Consider the following 15,055-nt stretch of genomic DNA (forward strand, 5'->3'; position numbering starts at 1 on the left):
CGGTCGCCCGAGCGCCGGGACAACCGATTCGAGCCCCTGCCGTGCCATGGCCGGGCCTTCAGCCGGACGGGGAGCACTGGGTGGTGTCTGCAGCGATGGACGAGTGAGTCACAGAGCTCAGCGGTGCGTCGTGTTCCCCGTGAAGACATGTAGATTCTGGAGAGCAGAATCGAGGTTCGCCTTGGACAAGCCACTCAAGACGCCACCGCCGTACGCGATCACCAGCGTCGATCACGCACTCAGGGCGGCGGCCATGCTGCAGATGGAAGGCGGCCAGACGGTCACGCAGGTCGCCGAGCGGCTGGGGGTGGCCAGGTCCACCGCGCACCGGCTGCTGGCCATGCTCGTCTACCGGGACTTCGCCGTGCAGGACGAGCACCGGGTCTACCGGGCGGGCCCGGTACTCGAGCTGGCCGCGCACTCCCAGTCGCAGGTGTCCCTGCTGCGGGCTGCCGCACTGCCTCACCTGCACAGACTGGTTGATCTGCTGGACGAGACGGCGAACCTGACCATCCGCACGGGCGATACGGCCCGGTTCATCGCCAGCGTCGAGTGCACGCAGGCGCTGCGCGTCGGTTCCCGGGAGGGCATGGTCTTCCCTGCCCACCGCACGACCGCCGGACTGCTGCTCCTTGCCGGGCTCTCCGAGTCCCAGCTGGACGAGGTGTATGCCCCCGAGCGCTACCGCGACCGCCCCGGGGACCGCCCGGACCTCGCGGCGCTCCGCGATGAACTCGCGCGCGTGGGCCGCAGCGGGTTCGCCGTGAACCAGGAGCGCTCCGAACGTGGACTGATCGCCGTGGGAGTCCCGGTGCGCGGCGCGGACGGCACTCCGCAGGCGGGTCTGTCGATTTCCCTGCCCGGTGTGCGCTACGACCCGCACCGGCTCCGGTCACTGGTCGCGGTCCTCGACGCGGCGGCGCGTGCGCTGGAGGCCGACCTGGCGGTGGTGTGAGGGTCTCCCGGCACGTCGGTCACCCGGGCACGTCGGTCAGCCCCAGTTCCGTGCCACGTAGTCGGCATCGGCGGCACCTGCACCAACTGCGTAGTACTCGACGATCAGAGCGCCGCGCCTCTACAAGGCGCCGCCCCGTCCGAACCCGCCGTCGGCGTCACCTCGGCCCTGGCGCACGCGGAAGCCGACCTCGTCGTCGAGAGCAGCGGACTCTTCGACCGGATCCACTACTTCGGCCTCGGCGCCACCGTGGCAACCACCGTGCTCATCGAGTGCAAGGGCGTGAAGACCGAGATCATCACCACGTGAGGTTTCCACGACGCGGTCGTCGCCCAGCAGCCGTCCGTTCTGAAAGCCGTGTCGGGCCGGCCGTTGTGGCCGAGGCCAACGACTGCAACACCGGCATCCACCTGCCCGGCGGCGAGATCGCCGCCCTCGGCCCGCACATCGTGTTCCACACCGGCTCCATGGCACCGGTCGTCTCGCACATCCTCCTCGGCCCGGAAGGTCGTCGCCCGCCTTGAGCGGATCAACGGCGACGCCCCGGGCACCGGCGACGCCCCGGGCACCGGCGACGCCCCGGGCACCGTCATCGGCCGGTTTGCCCGTGGCCATGACGGACCGACCACGTTCGGCGCGCCGGGAGTTCCGCGCGACAGTGTGCGCGCCCTGGCCGAACGGGTCGCCCGCCAGGCCCGGTTCGAACCACCTCCGGAGGCCGGTGCGCTTGCCCGGCTCCTCGCCGGCGCCTGGCGAACGACGGCGCGGGCCGGAACCACGCATGGTGCTTCCGGCCCGCGCGAAGCGGTCGACCGGACAGGGGACGGACGAAGCCCGCACGGGCGGGCCGGGCACCGTCCGTCGGCTTTCAGTGCTGCGGGCCCGTCGAGGCGCGCCGGAGGCCGGCCGTCGCGATGACGGCGCCCAGCAGGCAGAGCACACCGGTGACGGTGACGGCCGTGTGCACACCGTTCATGAACGCCTGGCCGCTGCCTTCCACGACGGCCGCCCGGAGCCGGGCGGGCATGTCGGGCGAGACCGGAGCGACCCCCATCGCCACCGCGTCCTTGGCCGCCGCCATCCCGGCAGCCACACGCGCCGGGACGCCCGCCGCGGTCAGTTCCCCGGTGAGCGTCGAGCCGACCCGGCTGCTGATCAGCGAGACGAGAACGGACGTCCCCAGCGCGCCGCCGATCTGCAGGGCGGTGGCCTGGATGCCGCCTGCCACGCCGCCGTCCTCGACGGGGGCCTGACCGACGATGGCGGCGGAGGAGGCGGACATCACCATGCCGACACCGAGGCCGAGCGCGACGAACGGCGGCCACATCGTGGCGTAGGAGGAGCCGGTGTCCCAGGTCAGCATGGTGAAGGCGGCGGCGGCCTGGAGCAGCATGCCCAGCGGCATGGAGAGCCGGGGCCCGAAACGGGCGGTCAGCGCGGCCCCGAGGGGAGAGGCCACCAGGGAGGCGAGGCTGAGCGGCAGGGTGCGCACACCGGCCTCGACGGGGGTGAAGCCCCGCACGTTCTGCAGGTAGAGCATCACGAAGAAGATCAGGCCGAGCATCACGAAGAAGTTGAGCGCGGTGATGACCGTACCGGTGGTCAGCGCGCGGCTGCGGAACAGCCGCATCGGCAGCAACGGGTGCGCGACACGGGTCTCGAACCAGCCGAAGGCGACCAGGATCAGCACACCCGCGACGACCGACCCCAGGGTGCTCGCCGAGGACCAGCCCCACGTCTCGCCCTTGACGACGCCGTAGATCACGCAGAGCAGACCCAGTGCCAGCAGGACAACGCCGACGACGTCGAAGCGGTGCCGGCCGGTCGAGTTCTTGCTCTGCGGTAGCACCGCGGCGCTGACCAGCACCGCGATCACGCCGATCGGGGCGTTGATGTAGAACACGGACTCCCAGGTGACGTGCTCGATCAGCAGGCCCCCGACGATCGGCCCGAGCGCCGTCGAGACCGCCGAGACCATGGCCCAGATGCCCACGGCCATACCGAACTTGCGCGGCGGGAACACCGCACGCAGCAGGCCCAGCGTGTTGGGCATCAGCAGACCGCCGAAGAAGCCCTGTGCCGCCCGGAAGGCGATGACGCCCTCGATGGAGCCGGACAGACCGATGGCGACCGATGCCAGGGTGAACCCGACGACACCGACCACGTAGTACGTACGCCGTCCGAAGCGGTCGCCGAGCTTGCCGCCCAGAATCAGCGAGGCCGCGAGGGCGAGCAGATAGGCGTTGGTCACCCACTGCAGGTCCGCGGTGGACGCCTTGAGTGCGCGACCGATCTCCGGGTTGGCGATCGCCACGACGGACGCGTCCAGCTGGACCATGAAGAGGCCGAAGGCGACCGCGAGGAGGGTCAGCCAGGGGTTGGAGCGCCTGCCGCGGGGCTGCGATGCCTCCGGTGGGCAGGCTGCGGGCAGGGATGAGTGATCCACGGTGGTGGACGGCATGAAGGTGCCTTGTCTGTCGGGAGTGCGGTGGGAACCGGAGTGCTACGGGAGACGTGCTACGGGAAACACGGAAGGGTGGAACGCGTTGCGCCCGGCCCGCCGGGGCGGGCCTGTCTCCGGGCACGGGAGATCCCCACGGGCACGGAGACAGCCGTGCGCGCGGTCGGTCGCATCCCCCGGCAGGGGATCGCGGGGTTACTCGGCGGCGGGCACGGGGCGCAGGTGACGTGCGAGCGACGTCAGCGCGCCGAGGGCCGAACCGAGTGCGTCCATCTCACCGTCGGTGAGGGACTGGAGGGCCTGGGACATGTGGGCGCCCTCGAGGCGCCGGACCTCGGCCAGCTCCCGCCGTGCCCTCGAGGTCGGATACAGATGGGCGATCCGCTTGTCCCCGGCGTCCCGTCGACGCTCCAGCAGTCCCTGCTCGGTGAGCTGGGAGACGAGGGCGCTGACGTTGTTCGGCCGCATCAGCAGGGCGTCGGCGGCCTGGCGCACGGTGGCGCCCTCCTGCTGCGATACGAAGCGCAGCAGCGCGAGTTGCCCCTCGGGCGGCTTGGGCTGCGCGAAGTCCTGGGCGACCCGCCGGTCGAGAGCCCGGTTCAGCGCGGGCAGGCACGCCGTGAGCACAGTGGCCACACGGTCGAGGTCCTGGGTGGACGCGCGGAAATCGGACATGGCCCGAATAATAGATCTGAAAATATAGGTATGTCAAAGGATGTTTCTGCCCGCAGTGCTCGTGCGGCGGCGGGCGGGCTCCTGTGATCCTGGAGTCCCCCCGGCCGGTGTTGCGGGTGGTGCTCAGCGGCCGACACCGCCCCGGTGGACATCGCCCGGGTAGGTGTCGCCCCGGCAGGCGCTGCCCAGGCCGACGCCGCCCCGGTGGGCGTCGGCCCCGGGGCGGCGTCGGCTGCCGGACGGCCCCGCGGTCCGATCAGACTTCGGCCGCGGCCTGCTCGGGCGCGGCGGCCTTGCTCCTGCCGTCGGCGCCCGAGGCGGCACGGGTCGCCGGGATGACGCTCGCGATGACCGCGGCGACCAGCGCGATGCCGCAGCCGATCATCAGGCCCGTGCGGAAGCCGCTCTCGGAGGTGAAGCTGTGTCCGCCCATGGTGACCGTCATCTGGGAGAGGACCACACCCATCACGGCGGCGCCGACCGAGGTGCCCAGTGAACGCATGAGGGTGTTGAACCCGTTGGCGGCGGCGGTCTCGGAGAGCGGTACCGAGCTCATGATCAGCGCGGGCATCGACCCGTAGGCGAGGCCCACGCCGCTGTTGATGACCATGAGGGCCAGCATGAGGCCCCACGCGGAGCCCATGAGGACGAGCGACAGGCCGTACCCGGCAGCCAGCACCAGGACACCGCTGATCAGGGTGAACTTCGGGCCGCGGGCGTCGGTGAGCTTTCCGCCGAACGGCGAGACGATCATCATCATGATGCCGCCGGGTGCCATCCACAGGCCGGCGGCGAGCATCGACTGGCCCAGGCCGTAGCCGGTGGCCTGCGGGAACTGGAGCAACTGCGGCACGACCAGCATGCTCGCGTACATGCCGAAGCCGACGAAGATCGAGCCGACGTTGGTGAGCAGCACTCGGGGGCGGGCCGTGGTGCGCAGGTCGATCAGCGGCTCCCGCGTGCGCAGTTCCCAGGCGCCCCAGGCCAGCAGGATCACGACGGCGGCGGCGAACAGTCCGAGGGTCGTCGCCGAGGCCCAGCCCCAGTTGGCGCCCTTCGACACGGCGAGCAGCAGGCAGACCAGTCCGGCGCCGAGTCCCACCGCGCCGAGGGCGTCGAAGCGCTGACCCTTGGCGCCGGCCGGGACGTCGGGGATGACGAACCAGATCGCGACGGCGATCAGCACGGCCAGGACGGTGGAGCCCCAGAACAGCACCCGCCAGTTGGCGTACTGGGCGACTGCCGCGGCGATCGGCAGGCCGAGCCCGCCGCCGATGCCCATGGAGGCGCTCACCAGCGCGATGGAGGAGCTGAGCTTCTCCGCCGGGACCACGTCGCGCAGCAGGGCGATGCCCAGCGGCACCATGCCCATGCCCATGCCCTGCAGTCCACGCCCGATGATCATGGGGACGACGGAGGAGGCGAGGGCGCAGACCAGTGAGCCGGCCACGAGCGGCACGGAACACGCCAGGAGCATGCGGCGCTTGCCGATCAGGTCGCCGAGGCGGCCGGAGATCGGTACGCAGATCGCCCCCGCCAGCAGGGTGACGGTGATCACCCATGCCGCGTTCGACGGAGAGGTGTGCAGGATCTGGGGCAGCTCCGCGATGAGCGGCGTGACCAGTGTCTGCATGATCGCGGCAGTGATGCCGGCGAGGGCCAGCGTGGCGACCACACCACCGGTGCGCGCCGTGGGCTGGGGGGCGTCCATTCGGGACTCCATAAGTGAGGGGCTGCCGGGCATCATTCGCTCGCCCGGAGCCAAAAGTAAACATTTGCTTACCTAGACGCTAGGGCAGGCGGGGGAGTGAGGTCAACATCTGTTTACACGGCGGTGCGGGCGGTACCGTTCGAGCAGAGAGAGGACAGCCATGAAAGCCAGCAGTTCCCAGGCAGCTCCCGCACCCCTGGCGCCGACGGACAACAGCCCACCGCCCTCCCGGCGAGGTGCCGGCGCCAGGACCCGCGGGCTCCTGCTCGACTCGGCCCGCCGACGCTTCGCGTACGACGGATACGCGGCCACGACGGTGCGCGACATCGCCGACGACGCCGGTGTCAACGTCGCGCTCATCAACCGTTACTTCCAGTCCAAGGAAGGCCTCTTCGAGGCCTGTCTGAAGGCGGTCATCGACGAACTCGTCCACGCGACGGGCGCGGTGGCCGACCTGGACCAGATTCCGGAGATCATCGTCAGTCACACCGCTGGCGTGCTCGCCACGGACGGTCCCAGGGGCGCCCTCCTGCTGCTGCTGCGTTCCTCCGGCGACGAGCGCACCGAGCAGATGCGTACCGGCCTGCTGCGCACGTTCAGCGAGCGGCTCGCCTCGGCGGCCGGCTGGCGGCCCGAGGATCCCGACGGTGACGGACTCCTCCTGCGGGCCCAACTCGTTCTGTCCGTGGCCTTCGGCATCACAGTGCTGCGCGCTTCTCGCGGTCTGGAGCCGCTCGCGTCCGCCACGTCGCAGGACCTCACGGGGCCGCTGCGCGATCTGGTCGACGCGCTGCTCACCGGTCACTGAGGCGCGGCGCCGCGTCCCGGTCACGGGCCGGGCCGCCGCTCCCTCGCTCCCTCGTCGAATGCCGTGTCCGGGGCTCCGTGGGGACGCCTCACTGCCCGGCGCGGGCGGCGCGGGCGATGGTGGCGTCGATCAGCGCGAGCGCATCCGCCGCGGTACGGCCCGGGCAGCGGTTCCACGGTCCGATCAGACCGGTCCAGCCCCGGGACCGGAGTTCGGCGACGAGCCAGGCGCCCGCCCGGTCCACGGTGCCGAGGGAGCCGTAGCCCATGCGGTGGGCGGTGAGCAGGGCGCCGCAGACGCACCGGGCGCCGCGGGCGTTGCGGAGCCGGTAAGGGGTGTTCTGCCAGCCCCACTCGGTCAGGATCTGCCGTGCGTAGGCGAGATGCGTGGAGGGCCGCACCTCGGGCTGCCCGATGCGCCGCCAGGAGTGGAGCCGGTCGGGGAGGATCGCGCCGAGCCGCCCCGGGAGGGGCCGCTCACGCGGGGCGGTGGCCGGCAGGGCGCGCACGGACTCGGCGATGAGCTGATCGACCGGCACGGACAGCAGGTCGCGCCAGTCGGCCGACTGACGGCCCGTCGGCCGATCCGCGAGGCCGGGGGAGGAGGGGGGCACGGGTTCGGCGGCGGTGAGGTCCCAGCCGGTGACGATCTGCTGCCAGGCCTCGGTGTCGTGGAGGCGAGCGGCCTGGGCATCGAGCTGGTCGGGGGTCAAGGTGGGCGTCGGCATGGGTGCGAAGTCTCCGTCACGTCGGTCCTTGGCATTGAGCCGAATGTCCGTCGGGTACGGAGATTGCTCCACCGGAGCGTGGCGTTCGGGTGGGTCGGGGCGGAATTGGGGCACCGGCGAGCGGGCAGGGGATCCGGGCCCCGCACCCCGCACCCCGGAGCCCTGTGGTGGCGAGTCAAGGGAGGGCCGGGCCTGCACTACGACGGTGCGCCCACCCGCACCCGGAGCGGATGCTCCCGTACGACGCGTGCAATCCGGGCAACGCCCATAGCCGGAGGGGGCAGTTCTCGGCGCCGGAGCAGGCCGTTCTCAGCCGGATGCTCCGCCGCCGACCACGTCCGTCCCGCAGTCCGTCCCGCCGCCGGCCCCGTCCGTCAGGCCTCGACCGGAAGCCCCGCCGCACGCCACGCCTGGAATCCGCCGATCACATCGGTCGTCCGGTGCAGCCCCAGCTGACGCAGGGACGCGACGGCGAGGCTCGACGCGTAGCCCTCGTTGCAGACCACCACGACCTGGAGGTCGTGGCTCACCGCCTCCGGGGCCCGGTGGCTGCCCAGCGGGTCGAGGCGCCACTCCAGCTCATTGCGTTCGACGACCAGCGCCCCCGGAATCAATCCGTCCCGTTCCCGCAGCTCCGCATAGCGGATGTCCACGAGAAGCGCCCCGTCCGCGGTGGCGGCGAACGCCTCCCGCGGGCCCACCCGGACGAACCCGGCCCGGACCCGTTCCAGCAGTTCGTCGATCCCGACCGGTGCCGTACTACGCCGAGGGCTGTCGCTCACCGCCAGTCCTCCGGCCGTTCGACCTGTTCGAGACGGAGCACCGCACCGGTGCGGCTGTAGCGCCGGATCTGCGGCAGCGGCGGGTAGTACGCATGGACGGAGACGGCGTGTTCCGTGCCCGATTCGTTCAGCACCTCGTGGACGTGGTGCCGGCCGAACGCCCTGCCCTGGCCGGTGGCCAACTGCCGGGAACGGTCGATGCCTTCGGTGAGTTCGAGCGTCTTCCAGCCGTCGGTGGGCAGCCGGGCGGCGAGCGACAGCTCCTTGAGGGTGCCGGCCGCGGTCGTGAAGGCGCCGATCGAGTCGGCGTGGTCGTGCCAGCCGGTGCCGGTGCCCGGCGGCCAGCCGATCAGCCAGGCCTCGCTGCCGCCCGGCCCTTCGAGTTGGACCCAGGTGCGGCCTTCGGGATCGAGCGGGAGCGAGGCGATGATCGTGGCGTCGGCGGCGACACGGCGGACGAAATCGAGCAGCTCCGCAGCCGTCGGACCGGAAGCACCATCGGCGGCGGAGGACATGCGTACAGAGGGTGACGAAGGGGCAGACACAGAGACCGTCCTGATGAGGGTTCGCGTGGACGCACGGCCGTGCGGCAGAGCGGACGGCGTGGCAGGAAGAGGCGATTCAGCAGGACGGGCGACACACGCAGCCCGCGTAGCGGACGAGGTCCATATGGACCCTCCGCCACAGGCGCACATCGGTGTCGATCACGTTCCGGAGTACACCATGCACGTCCGCATCGGTCAATTGATGCCCGCAGTCCGGTCGGAGCGTACGGAGGTGCGCGCCGCCCCGCCCCGCACCGCGTCCGCCGCCGCGAAGAGCTCCCGCGGTCGTACCCCGCCGAACGACGCCACGAGATGACCGTCCGGCCTGATCAGCAGCACGGTGTGGGCCGACGCCCCCGGATAGCTCTCGGCCACCAGCAGCTCACCCTTCACCGGCAACGCGTCGACAGCGGCGACCAGCCGCGGCATGACGCCGGCGCTCATCCAGTGACGCCGGTCCCACACCCCCGTACCGGGGGCCACCAGGACCACCAGCAGGTGTCCCTGACCCAGCCGCTCGCGCAGCCGCACGGTGGTGCCGTCCGGAGCCGTCACCCGCACATCGGTGACCGGCGCACCGGGGGGCGTACTCACAGAGGTGTGCGCCTCGGCGCGTGGGGGCGCAAGGGGCGAGTGCGAGTACGACGGGGGCGCACCGAGGGGGCCACAGCCCAGATGTCCGTCGGTGAGCAGCGAGTCGTGCCCCCGTGCGCTCCCCGGGACCAGGGTCCGCAGACCTCCGCCGCCACGCAGTATCGGCAGCGACTGGTCCGCGGCGCGCAGCCGTGCGGCGACCGCGGCCCGGCGCTCGGCCTGGTAGCTGTCGAGCAGTACGTCGGAGGCGCCGTGGTGCCAGGCCTGGGCAAGCTTCCAGGCCAGGTTCTCGGCGTCCCGCAGCCCCTCGTCGAGTCCCTGGGTGCCGAGCGCGCCCAGCAGATGGGCGGCGTCCCCGGCCAGGAAGGCCCGGTCGGCCCGCCAGCGCAGGGCGAGCCGGTGGTGCAGCGTGTACACACCCGTGTCCAGCAGTTCGTACGGCGGTGTCTCGCCGCACCAGCCCGCCAGGGTGTCCCGGATCCGGGCGATCAGGGCGTCCGGCGTGACGAGCTCGCCGCGCGGCGGCAGCAGCCAGTCCAGTCGCCAGGCGCCGTCCGGCAGCGGCCGTGCGGTCACCTCGGCGCCGCCGGTCCGCCACGGGGGCAGCCGGTGCAGTACGGCCTGTCCCGGCCAGGGGAGCTCGGTGCGCAGCGCCGCGACGGCATGCCGCTCCACCGCCGTACGCCCGGGGAAACGGATGTCGAGGAGCTTGCGTACGGTGGACCTGGCGCCGTCGCAGCCCACCAGGTAACTCCCGCGCCACCAGGTCGGGTTCGGCTTCCTGGTGTGCACCGTGACCCCGGCCGGGTCCTGCTCCAGCGTGTCGATCCGGCTGTACGGGGCCACCTGCACCAGTTCCTGAGCGGCCACCGCGTCCCGCAGCCCGCGCGTGAGGACGTGCTGCGGCAGATGAATCGGGGCAGGCAGCGGATCGCCGTCGGGGGAGTCCACGCCGAGCGCCAGCTCACGCACCACCTGCTTGCGCCGCATGGACCGCCAGCCGGACCACCGGATGCCCTCGTGCCGCAGCGCCTTGCAGCCGAGCCGTTCCACCAGGGCCGCGGTGTCCTCGCGCAGCACCACCGTACGGGCCGGACGCGTCTCGTCCCTGGCCGGATCCTCGTCGAGAAGGACGGAGGGGACGCCCTGCGCCGCGAGAGCGAGCGACAGCGTCAGGCCGACGGGCCCGGCGCCGACGACGATCACCGGATCCACGACGAGGCTCCTCGAATGCGTGCAGGCAATGCAGGCGAAGGGAGCGAAACGGGCTTAGGGGGCGGAGGAGATGTGGCGGCGGGGGCTCGGTGCGCGATCACAGAACGTATGCAACCTACTGCCGGTGCTTGCGTCAAGCGACCCCGGAACGCGGCGAGGGGCGGTGGCGGATGTGCCACCGCCCCTCGGGGACGCAGATCGACGAGCCGTCAGACGGCGCGTCCGTCATCGACGACGAGCGCCGGAGCACCGATGGTCTCCAGACCGCCCCCGGGCCCGGCACCGACCACTGCACCCGTGCCCTTCTTCGTACGCCGGAGCCACCGCTCCAGCCAGCTCGCGAACGATGTGAGTGCGAAGTTCACGGCGACGTAGATCACGGCGACGATCGTGAAGCACGCAATGGTGTTCGCGCCGTAGTTCGCGCTCATCGGACGGACCGAGGACAGCAGCTCGGGGAAGGTCATCATGGCGCCACCGAGTGCGGTGTCCTTCACGATGACGACCAGTTGGCTGACGATCGCCGGCAGCATGGCCGTCACCGCCTGCGGCAGCAGCACGAACACCATGGTCTGGCCCTTGCGCATCCCGATCGCCTTGGCCGCGTCGGTCTGGCCCTGCGGCAGGGAGTGGATGCCGGCCCGCACGATCTCGGCGAGCACCGAGGCGTTGTAGAGGACCAGGCCCGTCACCACGGCGTACAGCGGCCGCGAGTCGCTGCTGATGTTCGTGTATTCGGAGTACACCGCATTCGCGGTGATCATCAGGATCAGTACCGGGATGGCGCGGAAGAACTCCACGACCACGCCGGCCGGAGCCCGCATCCACCGATGGTCCGAGAGCCTGCCGATCCCGAACAGGGCACCGAGCGGGAGGGCGATGAGCAGGGCGAAGAAGGCCGCCTTGAGCGTGTTCTGAAGGCCCGGCCAGATGTATGTCTCCCAGGGCTGGGAGCTGGTGAAGAAGGGCTTCCACTTGATCCAGTCCAGCTGGTGCTTGGCGGCGAGGCCGTCGTACACCCACCACACCACGGCTGCGGCACCCAGCACGAACAGCACCGTGTACAGGATGTTGCGCTGCTTGGCGCGCGGCCCCTGGGCGTCGTAGAGGACGGAAGTCATCGCTTCACCGCCACCTTCTTGCTCACCCAGCCGAGGATCAGGCCGGTCGGGAGGGTCAGAACGATGAAGCCGAACGCGAAGACCGCGGAGATGAGCATCAACTGGGCCTTGGTCTCGATCATTTCCTTCATCAGGTACGAGGCTTCGGCGACCCCGATCGCGGAAGCGACCGTGGTGTTCTTCGTCAGCGCGATCAGCACGTTGGACAGCGGGTTGACGACCGCGCGGAACGCCTGCGGGAGGACGATCAGCCGCAGCACCTGGGTAAAGCTCAGCCCGAGGGCACGCGCTGCCTCGGCCTGGCCCACGGGCACGGTGTTGATCCCGGAGCGCACGGCCTCGCACACGAAGGCGGCGGTGTAGGCGATCAGGGCGACTACCGCGAGCCGGAAGTTGATGGTCTTGAAATCGCTGGCACCGAGGCTGATGCTCAGGGTCTGGAAGAGACCCAGCGACGAGAAGACGATGATCACGGTCAGCGGAATGTTCCGGACCACATTCACGTACGCGGTAGCGAAGCCGCGCATCAGGGGGACCGGGCTGACCTTCATGCCGGCCAGCAGCGTTCCCCATATGAGGGAGCCGAGGGCCGAGTAGACGGTGAGCTGCACCGTCACCCAGAAGGCCCCCAACAGGTCATAACCTTCAAGAAAGTCGAACACGATCTCCCGCGCTTCCGCGTGTAGGAGGGCATGGCGCGCCGCCGTTCACGGACGGCGCGCCGGGTCAGCCCTGCTTCACTTGACGATGTTGCCGATCTTCGGGGCCTGCTCGTTCTTGTAGTTCGCCGGACCGAAGTTGTCCTTCACGGCCTTGTCCCAGGAACCGTCCGAGACCATCTTGGTGAGCGCGTCGTTGATCTTCTTCTTGAGGTCGGCGTCGCCTTTCTTCAGGCCGATGCCGTAGTTCTCGTTGCTCATCTTGAAGCCGGCCAGCTTGAACTTGCCCTGGAACTGCTGCTGCGACGCGAAGCCGGCGAGGATGGAGTCGTCAGTGGTCAGCGCGTCGACGACCTTGTTCTCCAGGCCGGTCAGGCACTCCGAATAGCCGCCGAGCTCCTGAAGATCGGCCTTCGGAGCCAGCTTGTCATGGACGTTCTGCGCCGAAGTCGAGCCGGTGACCGAACACAGCTTCTTCTTGTTCAGGTCCTCCGGCGACTTGATCGAGTCGTCGTCGGCGCGGACGAGGATGTCCTGGTGCGCCAGCAGGTACGGGCCCGCGAAGTCGACCTTCTGCAGCCGCTCGTCGTTGATCGAGTAGGAGGCGGCGATGAACTTCACGTCACCGCGCTCGATCGCCGTCTCGCGGTCGGCGCTCTTGGTCTCCTTGAAGACGATGTCCTTGGCGTCGTAGCCGAGTTCCTTGGCGACGTACGTGGCGACATCGACGTCGAAACCGGTGTACTTGCCGTCCGGCGTCTTGAGGCCGATACCGGGCTGGTCGATCTTGATGCCGATCGAGATCTTCTTGCCGCCGCCCGAACCGCTCGAGCCGCTGTCCTTGTTGTCGGAACCACAGGCGGTGGCGGTCAGGGCGAGGGCGAGCACGGCGGCCGAGGCGGCGGTGACCTTACGAAGCTGCATGGTGAAATTCCCTAGAATTGACGCGATGTGAGAGATCGGCCGGTCCGGAAACCGGCGGTGAAGGATCAGTCAGTGGTGAAGGATCTTCGACAGGAAGTCCTTGGCCCGGTCACTGCGCGGGTTACTGAAGAACTGGTCGGGCGTGGCCTCTTCGACGATCTTTCCGTCCGCCATGAAGACGACCCGGTTCGCCGCCGAGCGCGCGAAGCCCATCTCATGGGTGACGACGACCATCGTCATGCCGTCCCGGGCGAGCTGCTGCATGACCTCCAGGACCTCATTGATCATCTCCGGGTCGAGCGCGGAGGTCGGCTCGTCGAAGAGGATCACCTTGGGGTCCATCGCCAACGCGCGGGCGATGGCCACGCGTTGCTGCTGACCACCGGAGAGCTGGGCGGGGTACTTGTCGGCCTGCGTCGCCACACCCACCCGGTCCAGCAGCGAACGGGCCTTGTCCTCGGCAGCCTTCTTGTCCGTCTTGCGGACCTTGAGCTGGCCCAGCATCACGTTTTCGAGCACCGTCTTGTGCGCGAAGAGATTGAACGACTGGAAGACCATGCCGACATCGGCACGCAGCTTGGCCAGCTCCCGGCCCTCCTGGGGCAGCGGCTTGCCGTCGATCGATATGGCGCCCGAGTCGATCGTCTCCAAGCGGTTGATCGTGCGGCACAGCGTGGACTTCCCGGACCCGGAGGGCCCGATGACGACCACGACCTCGCCACGGGCGATCGTCAGGTCGATGTCCTGGAGCACATGCAGCGCGCCGAAGTGCTTGTTGACGTTGCTCAGTACGACAAGGTCGTTCGCCGCGGGTGCGGCGTCCTCGGCGCCCTTGGTCACTGAAACTCCGCTCATCGGCTTCATGCTCCGTCCTCCTCGGTTGGGAAGGACCCTAGTGACGCGGTGCGACCAGCGTCATTACATCTGAGCGGAAATTGAGGATAACGATCCGGCTGCAACCGGACACTCCGTGTGAAGGGGGCGGCAGGTGAGGTACCCGGGGCGTACCGGGTGGATAACAGATGGCTCCATGCAAGGGGCGGGCCCTTGACTGACGTACCCGTCATCGGAGTGGATGCCCTGGTACGCCATGACGTGAAACACCTCGGAACGGGGAAGTGACGAAGGGCGTACGAGAAACCGCACCGACGTCGCACCTTCGGAAAGGGGGGTCATGAGACTGTTGCTCGTCGAGGACGACAACCACGTCGCGGCCGCCCTGTCCGCGATCCTTGCCCGGCACGGCTTCCAGGTGGTGCACGCCCGCAGCGGCGAGGAAGCGCTGCGGGCCCTGCTGCCCACGGACACGGAGCCCTTCGGCGTCGTGCTCCTCGACCTGGGGCTGCCCGACCAGGACGGCTACGAGGTGTGCGGGAAGATCCGCAAGCGCACGGCGACCCCGGTGATCATGGTGACCGCGCGCGCCGATGTCCGGTCGCGGATCCACGGCCTCAACCTCGGGGCCGACGACTACGTGGTCAAGCCGTACGACACCGGCGAGCTCCTCGCCCGGATCCACGCCGTCAGCCGCCGCAAATCGGCCGGCGAGGACACCGTGCCCACGCCCGCCGCCGCTCTGCGCCTCGGGCACGTCCACCTCGAGCTGCCCACCCGCCGGGTCAGCATCGACGGCTGCGAAGTCCAGCTCACCCGTAAGGAGTTCGATCTGCTCGCGCTGCTCGCGCAGCGCCCCGGTGTGGTCTTCCGCCGGGAGCAGATCATCAGCGAGGTGTGGCGCACGAGCTGGGAGGGGACGGGGCGCACGCTCGAAGTGCATGTCGCGTCCCTGCGTTCCAAACTGCGGCTGCCCGCACTGATCGAGACGGTGCGCGGGGTCGGCTACCGCCTCGTCGCCCCGTCCGCGTAGAGGCGTACGTC

At 70.0% G+C, this 15,055-nt stretch carries 17 protein-coding genes; 4 read left to right on the forward strand and 13 right to left on the reverse strand.

From position 1 onward, the window contains the following. The first annotated feature begins 181 nt into the window (after nt 1-181). Nucleotides 182-955, forward strand: coding sequence for an IclR family transcriptional regulator (locus tag OG306_RS28710; protein WP_266749092.1), 774 nt, complete (start codon nt 182-184; stop codon nt 953-955). Nucleotides 956-1,021: 66 nt separating this feature from the next. Continuing rightward, nucleotides 1,022-1,264: a hydantoinase/oxoprolinase N-terminal domain-containing protein gene (locus OG306_RS28715; RefSeq protein WP_353962462.1), complete on the forward strand. Its 243-nt coding sequence runs from the start codon at nt 1,022-1,024 to the stop codon at nt 1,262-1,264. Here OG306_RS28715 and OG306_RS28720 read toward each other — a convergent pair. The 4 genes from OG306_RS28720 to OG306_RS28735 all read right to left on the reverse strand — a co-directional run bounded on the left by OG306_RS28720 (nt 1,183) and on the right by OG306_RS28735 (nt 5,802). Continuing rightward, entirely contained in the window at nt 1,183-1,413 is a 231-nt protein-coding gene (locus tag OG306_RS28720) for a hypothetical protein (protein WP_266749093.1), read from the reverse strand. The genes OG306_RS28715 and OG306_RS28720 overlap by 82 nt on opposite strands. Nucleotides 1,414-1,823: 410 nt before the next feature. After that, complete coding sequence (locus OG306_RS28725) at nt 1,824-3,416, reverse strand: MFS transporter (RefSeq protein ID WP_266905215.1); 1,593 nt, start codon at nt 3,414-3,416, stop codon at nt 1,824-1,826. Between the two features lie 195 nt (nt 3,417-3,611). Next, nucleotides 3,612-4,091 (reverse strand): MarR family winged helix-turn-helix transcriptional regulator, encoded by a 480-nt coding sequence (locus OG306_RS28730; protein WP_266749096.1) that lies wholly within the window; start codon nt 4,089-4,091, stop codon nt 3,612-3,614. A gap of 256 nt (nt 4,092-4,347) precedes the next feature. Continuing rightward, a complete protein-coding gene (locus OG306_RS28735; protein WP_266749097.1) occupies nt 4,348-5,802 on the reverse strand; it encodes an MFS transporter in 1,455 nt (484 codons plus the stop codon). 160 nt (nt 5,803-5,962) lie between these two features. On the opposite strand from OG306_RS28735, the gene OG306_RS28740 reads away from it, so the two are divergent. Beyond that, nucleotides 5,963-6,610, forward strand: a complete 648-nt coding sequence (locus OG306_RS28740; RefSeq protein WP_266749099.1) for a TetR/AcrR family transcriptional regulator — start codon at nt 5,963-5,965, stop codon at nt 6,608-6,610. Between the two features lie 88 nt (nt 6,611-6,698). Here OG306_RS28740 and OG306_RS28745 read toward each other — a convergent pair whose 3' ends face one another. The 9 genes from OG306_RS28745 to OG306_RS28785 form a co-directional block, all read right to left on the reverse strand. After that, the gene (locus OG306_RS28745; RefSeq protein WP_266749100.1) at nt 6,699-7,337 is read right to left on the reverse strand and encodes a DUF6197 family protein; all 639 of its coding nucleotides are present in this window, start codon (nt 7,335-7,337) and stop codon (nt 6,699-6,701) included. Between the two features lie 374 nt (nt 7,338-7,711). Further along, nucleotides 7,712-8,119 (reverse strand): rhodanese-like domain-containing protein, encoded by a 408-nt coding sequence (locus OG306_RS28750; RefSeq protein ID WP_266749101.1) that lies wholly within the window; start codon nt 8,117-8,119, stop codon nt 7,712-7,714. Then, nucleotides 8,116-8,634 carry a cysteine dioxygenase gene (locus OG306_RS28755; RefSeq protein WP_266749102.1) on the reverse strand — a complete coding sequence of 173 codons (519 nt, stop codon included), beginning with the start codon at nt 8,632-8,634 and terminating at the stop codon, nt 8,116-8,118. The genes OG306_RS28750 and OG306_RS28755 overlap by 4 nt, the downstream gene beginning before the upstream one ends. A 106-nt stretch (nt 8,635-8,740) precedes the next feature. Continuing rightward, nucleotides 8,741-8,848, reverse strand: coding sequence for a putative leader peptide (locus OG306_RS28760; protein ID WP_353962448.1), 108 nt, complete (start codon nt 8,846-8,848; stop codon nt 8,741-8,743). Between the two features lie 11 nt (nt 8,849-8,859). Continuing rightward, nucleotides 8,860-10,473 (reverse strand): FAD-dependent monooxygenase, encoded by a 1,614-nt coding sequence (locus OG306_RS28765; protein WP_266749104.1) that lies wholly within the window; start codon nt 10,471-10,473, stop codon nt 8,860-8,862. A 209-nt stretch (nt 10,474-10,682) separates the two neighbouring features. Beyond that, complete coding sequence (locus OG306_RS28770) at nt 10,683-11,594, reverse strand: amino acid ABC transporter permease (protein ID WP_266749106.1); 912 nt, start codon at nt 11,592-11,594, stop codon at nt 10,683-10,685. Continuing rightward, a complete protein-coding gene (locus OG306_RS28775) occupies nt 11,591-12,256 on the reverse strand; it encodes an amino acid ABC transporter permease (protein ID WP_266749107.1) in 666 nt (221 codons plus the stop codon). Before OG306_RS28775 ends, OG306_RS28770 begins: the two co-directional genes overlap by 4 nt. A 75-nt stretch (nt 12,257-12,331) precedes the next feature. Beyond that, a complete protein-coding gene (locus OG306_RS28780) occupies nt 12,332-13,177 on the reverse strand; it encodes a glutamate ABC transporter substrate-binding protein (RefSeq protein ID WP_266749108.1) in 846 nt (281 codons plus the stop codon). Between the two features lie 69 nt (nt 13,178-13,246). Beyond that, the gene (locus OG306_RS28785; RefSeq protein ID WP_266752509.1) at nt 13,247-14,032 is read right to left on the reverse strand and encodes an amino acid ABC transporter ATP-binding protein; all 786 of its coding nucleotides are present in this window, start codon (nt 14,030-14,032) and stop codon (nt 13,247-13,249) included. A gap of 319 nt (nt 14,033-14,351) precedes the next feature. Between OG306_RS28785 and OG306_RS28790 the strand changes: the two genes are divergently transcribed. Next, entirely contained in the window at nt 14,352-15,044 is a 693-nt protein-coding gene (locus OG306_RS28790) for a response regulator transcription factor (protein ID WP_266749109.1), read from the forward strand. The last annotated feature ends 11 nt before the right edge of the window (nt 15,045-15,055 follow it).

The sequence above is a fragment of the Streptomyces sp. NBC_01241 genome, assembly GCF_041435435.1.
Lineage (GTDB): Bacteria > Actinomycetota > Actinomycetes > Streptomycetales > Streptomycetaceae > Streptomyces.

Excerpts from the sequence above, each read along its gene's own strand:
- OG306_RS28785 (WP_266752509.1), bottom strand. The coding sequence starts at position 14,032 with ATGAGCGGAGTTTCAGTGACCAAGGGCGCCGAGGACGCCGCACCCGCG.
- OG306_RS28740 (WP_266749099.1), top strand. The coding sequence starts at position 5,963 with ATGAAAGCCAGCAGTTCCCAGGCAGCTCCCGCACCCCTGGCGCCGACG.
- OG306_RS28780 (WP_266749108.1), bottom strand. The coding sequence starts at position 13,177 with ATGCAGCTTCGTAAGGTCACCGCCGCCTCGGCCGCCGTGCTCGCCCTC.
- OG306_RS28735 (WP_266749097.1), bottom strand. The coding sequence starts at position 5,802 with ATGGACGCCCCCCAGCCCACGGCGCGCACCGGTGGTGTGGTCGCCACG.
- OG306_RS28725 (WP_266905215.1), bottom strand. The coding sequence starts at position 3,416 with ATGCCGTCCACCACCGTGGATCACTCATCCCTGCCCGCAGCCTGCCCA.
- OG306_RS28770 (WP_266749106.1), bottom strand. The coding sequence starts at position 11,594 with ATGACTTCCGTCCTCTACGACGCCCAGGGGCCGCGCGCCAAGCAGCGC.
- OG306_RS28790 (WP_266749109.1), top strand. The coding sequence starts at position 14,352 with ATGAGACTGTTGCTCGTCGAGGACGACAACCACGTCGCGGCCGCCCTG.
- OG306_RS28745 (WP_266749100.1), bottom strand. The coding sequence starts at position 7,337 with ATGCCGACGCCCACCTTGACCCCCGACCAGCTCGATGCCCAGGCCGCT.
- OG306_RS28730 (WP_266749096.1), bottom strand. The coding sequence starts at position 4,091 with ATGTCCGATTTCCGCGCGTCCACCCAGGACCTCGACCGTGTGGCCACT.
- OG306_RS28755 (WP_266749102.1), bottom strand. The coding sequence starts at position 8,634 with ATGTCCTCCGCCGCCGATGGTGCTTCCGGTCCGACGGCTGCGGAGCTG.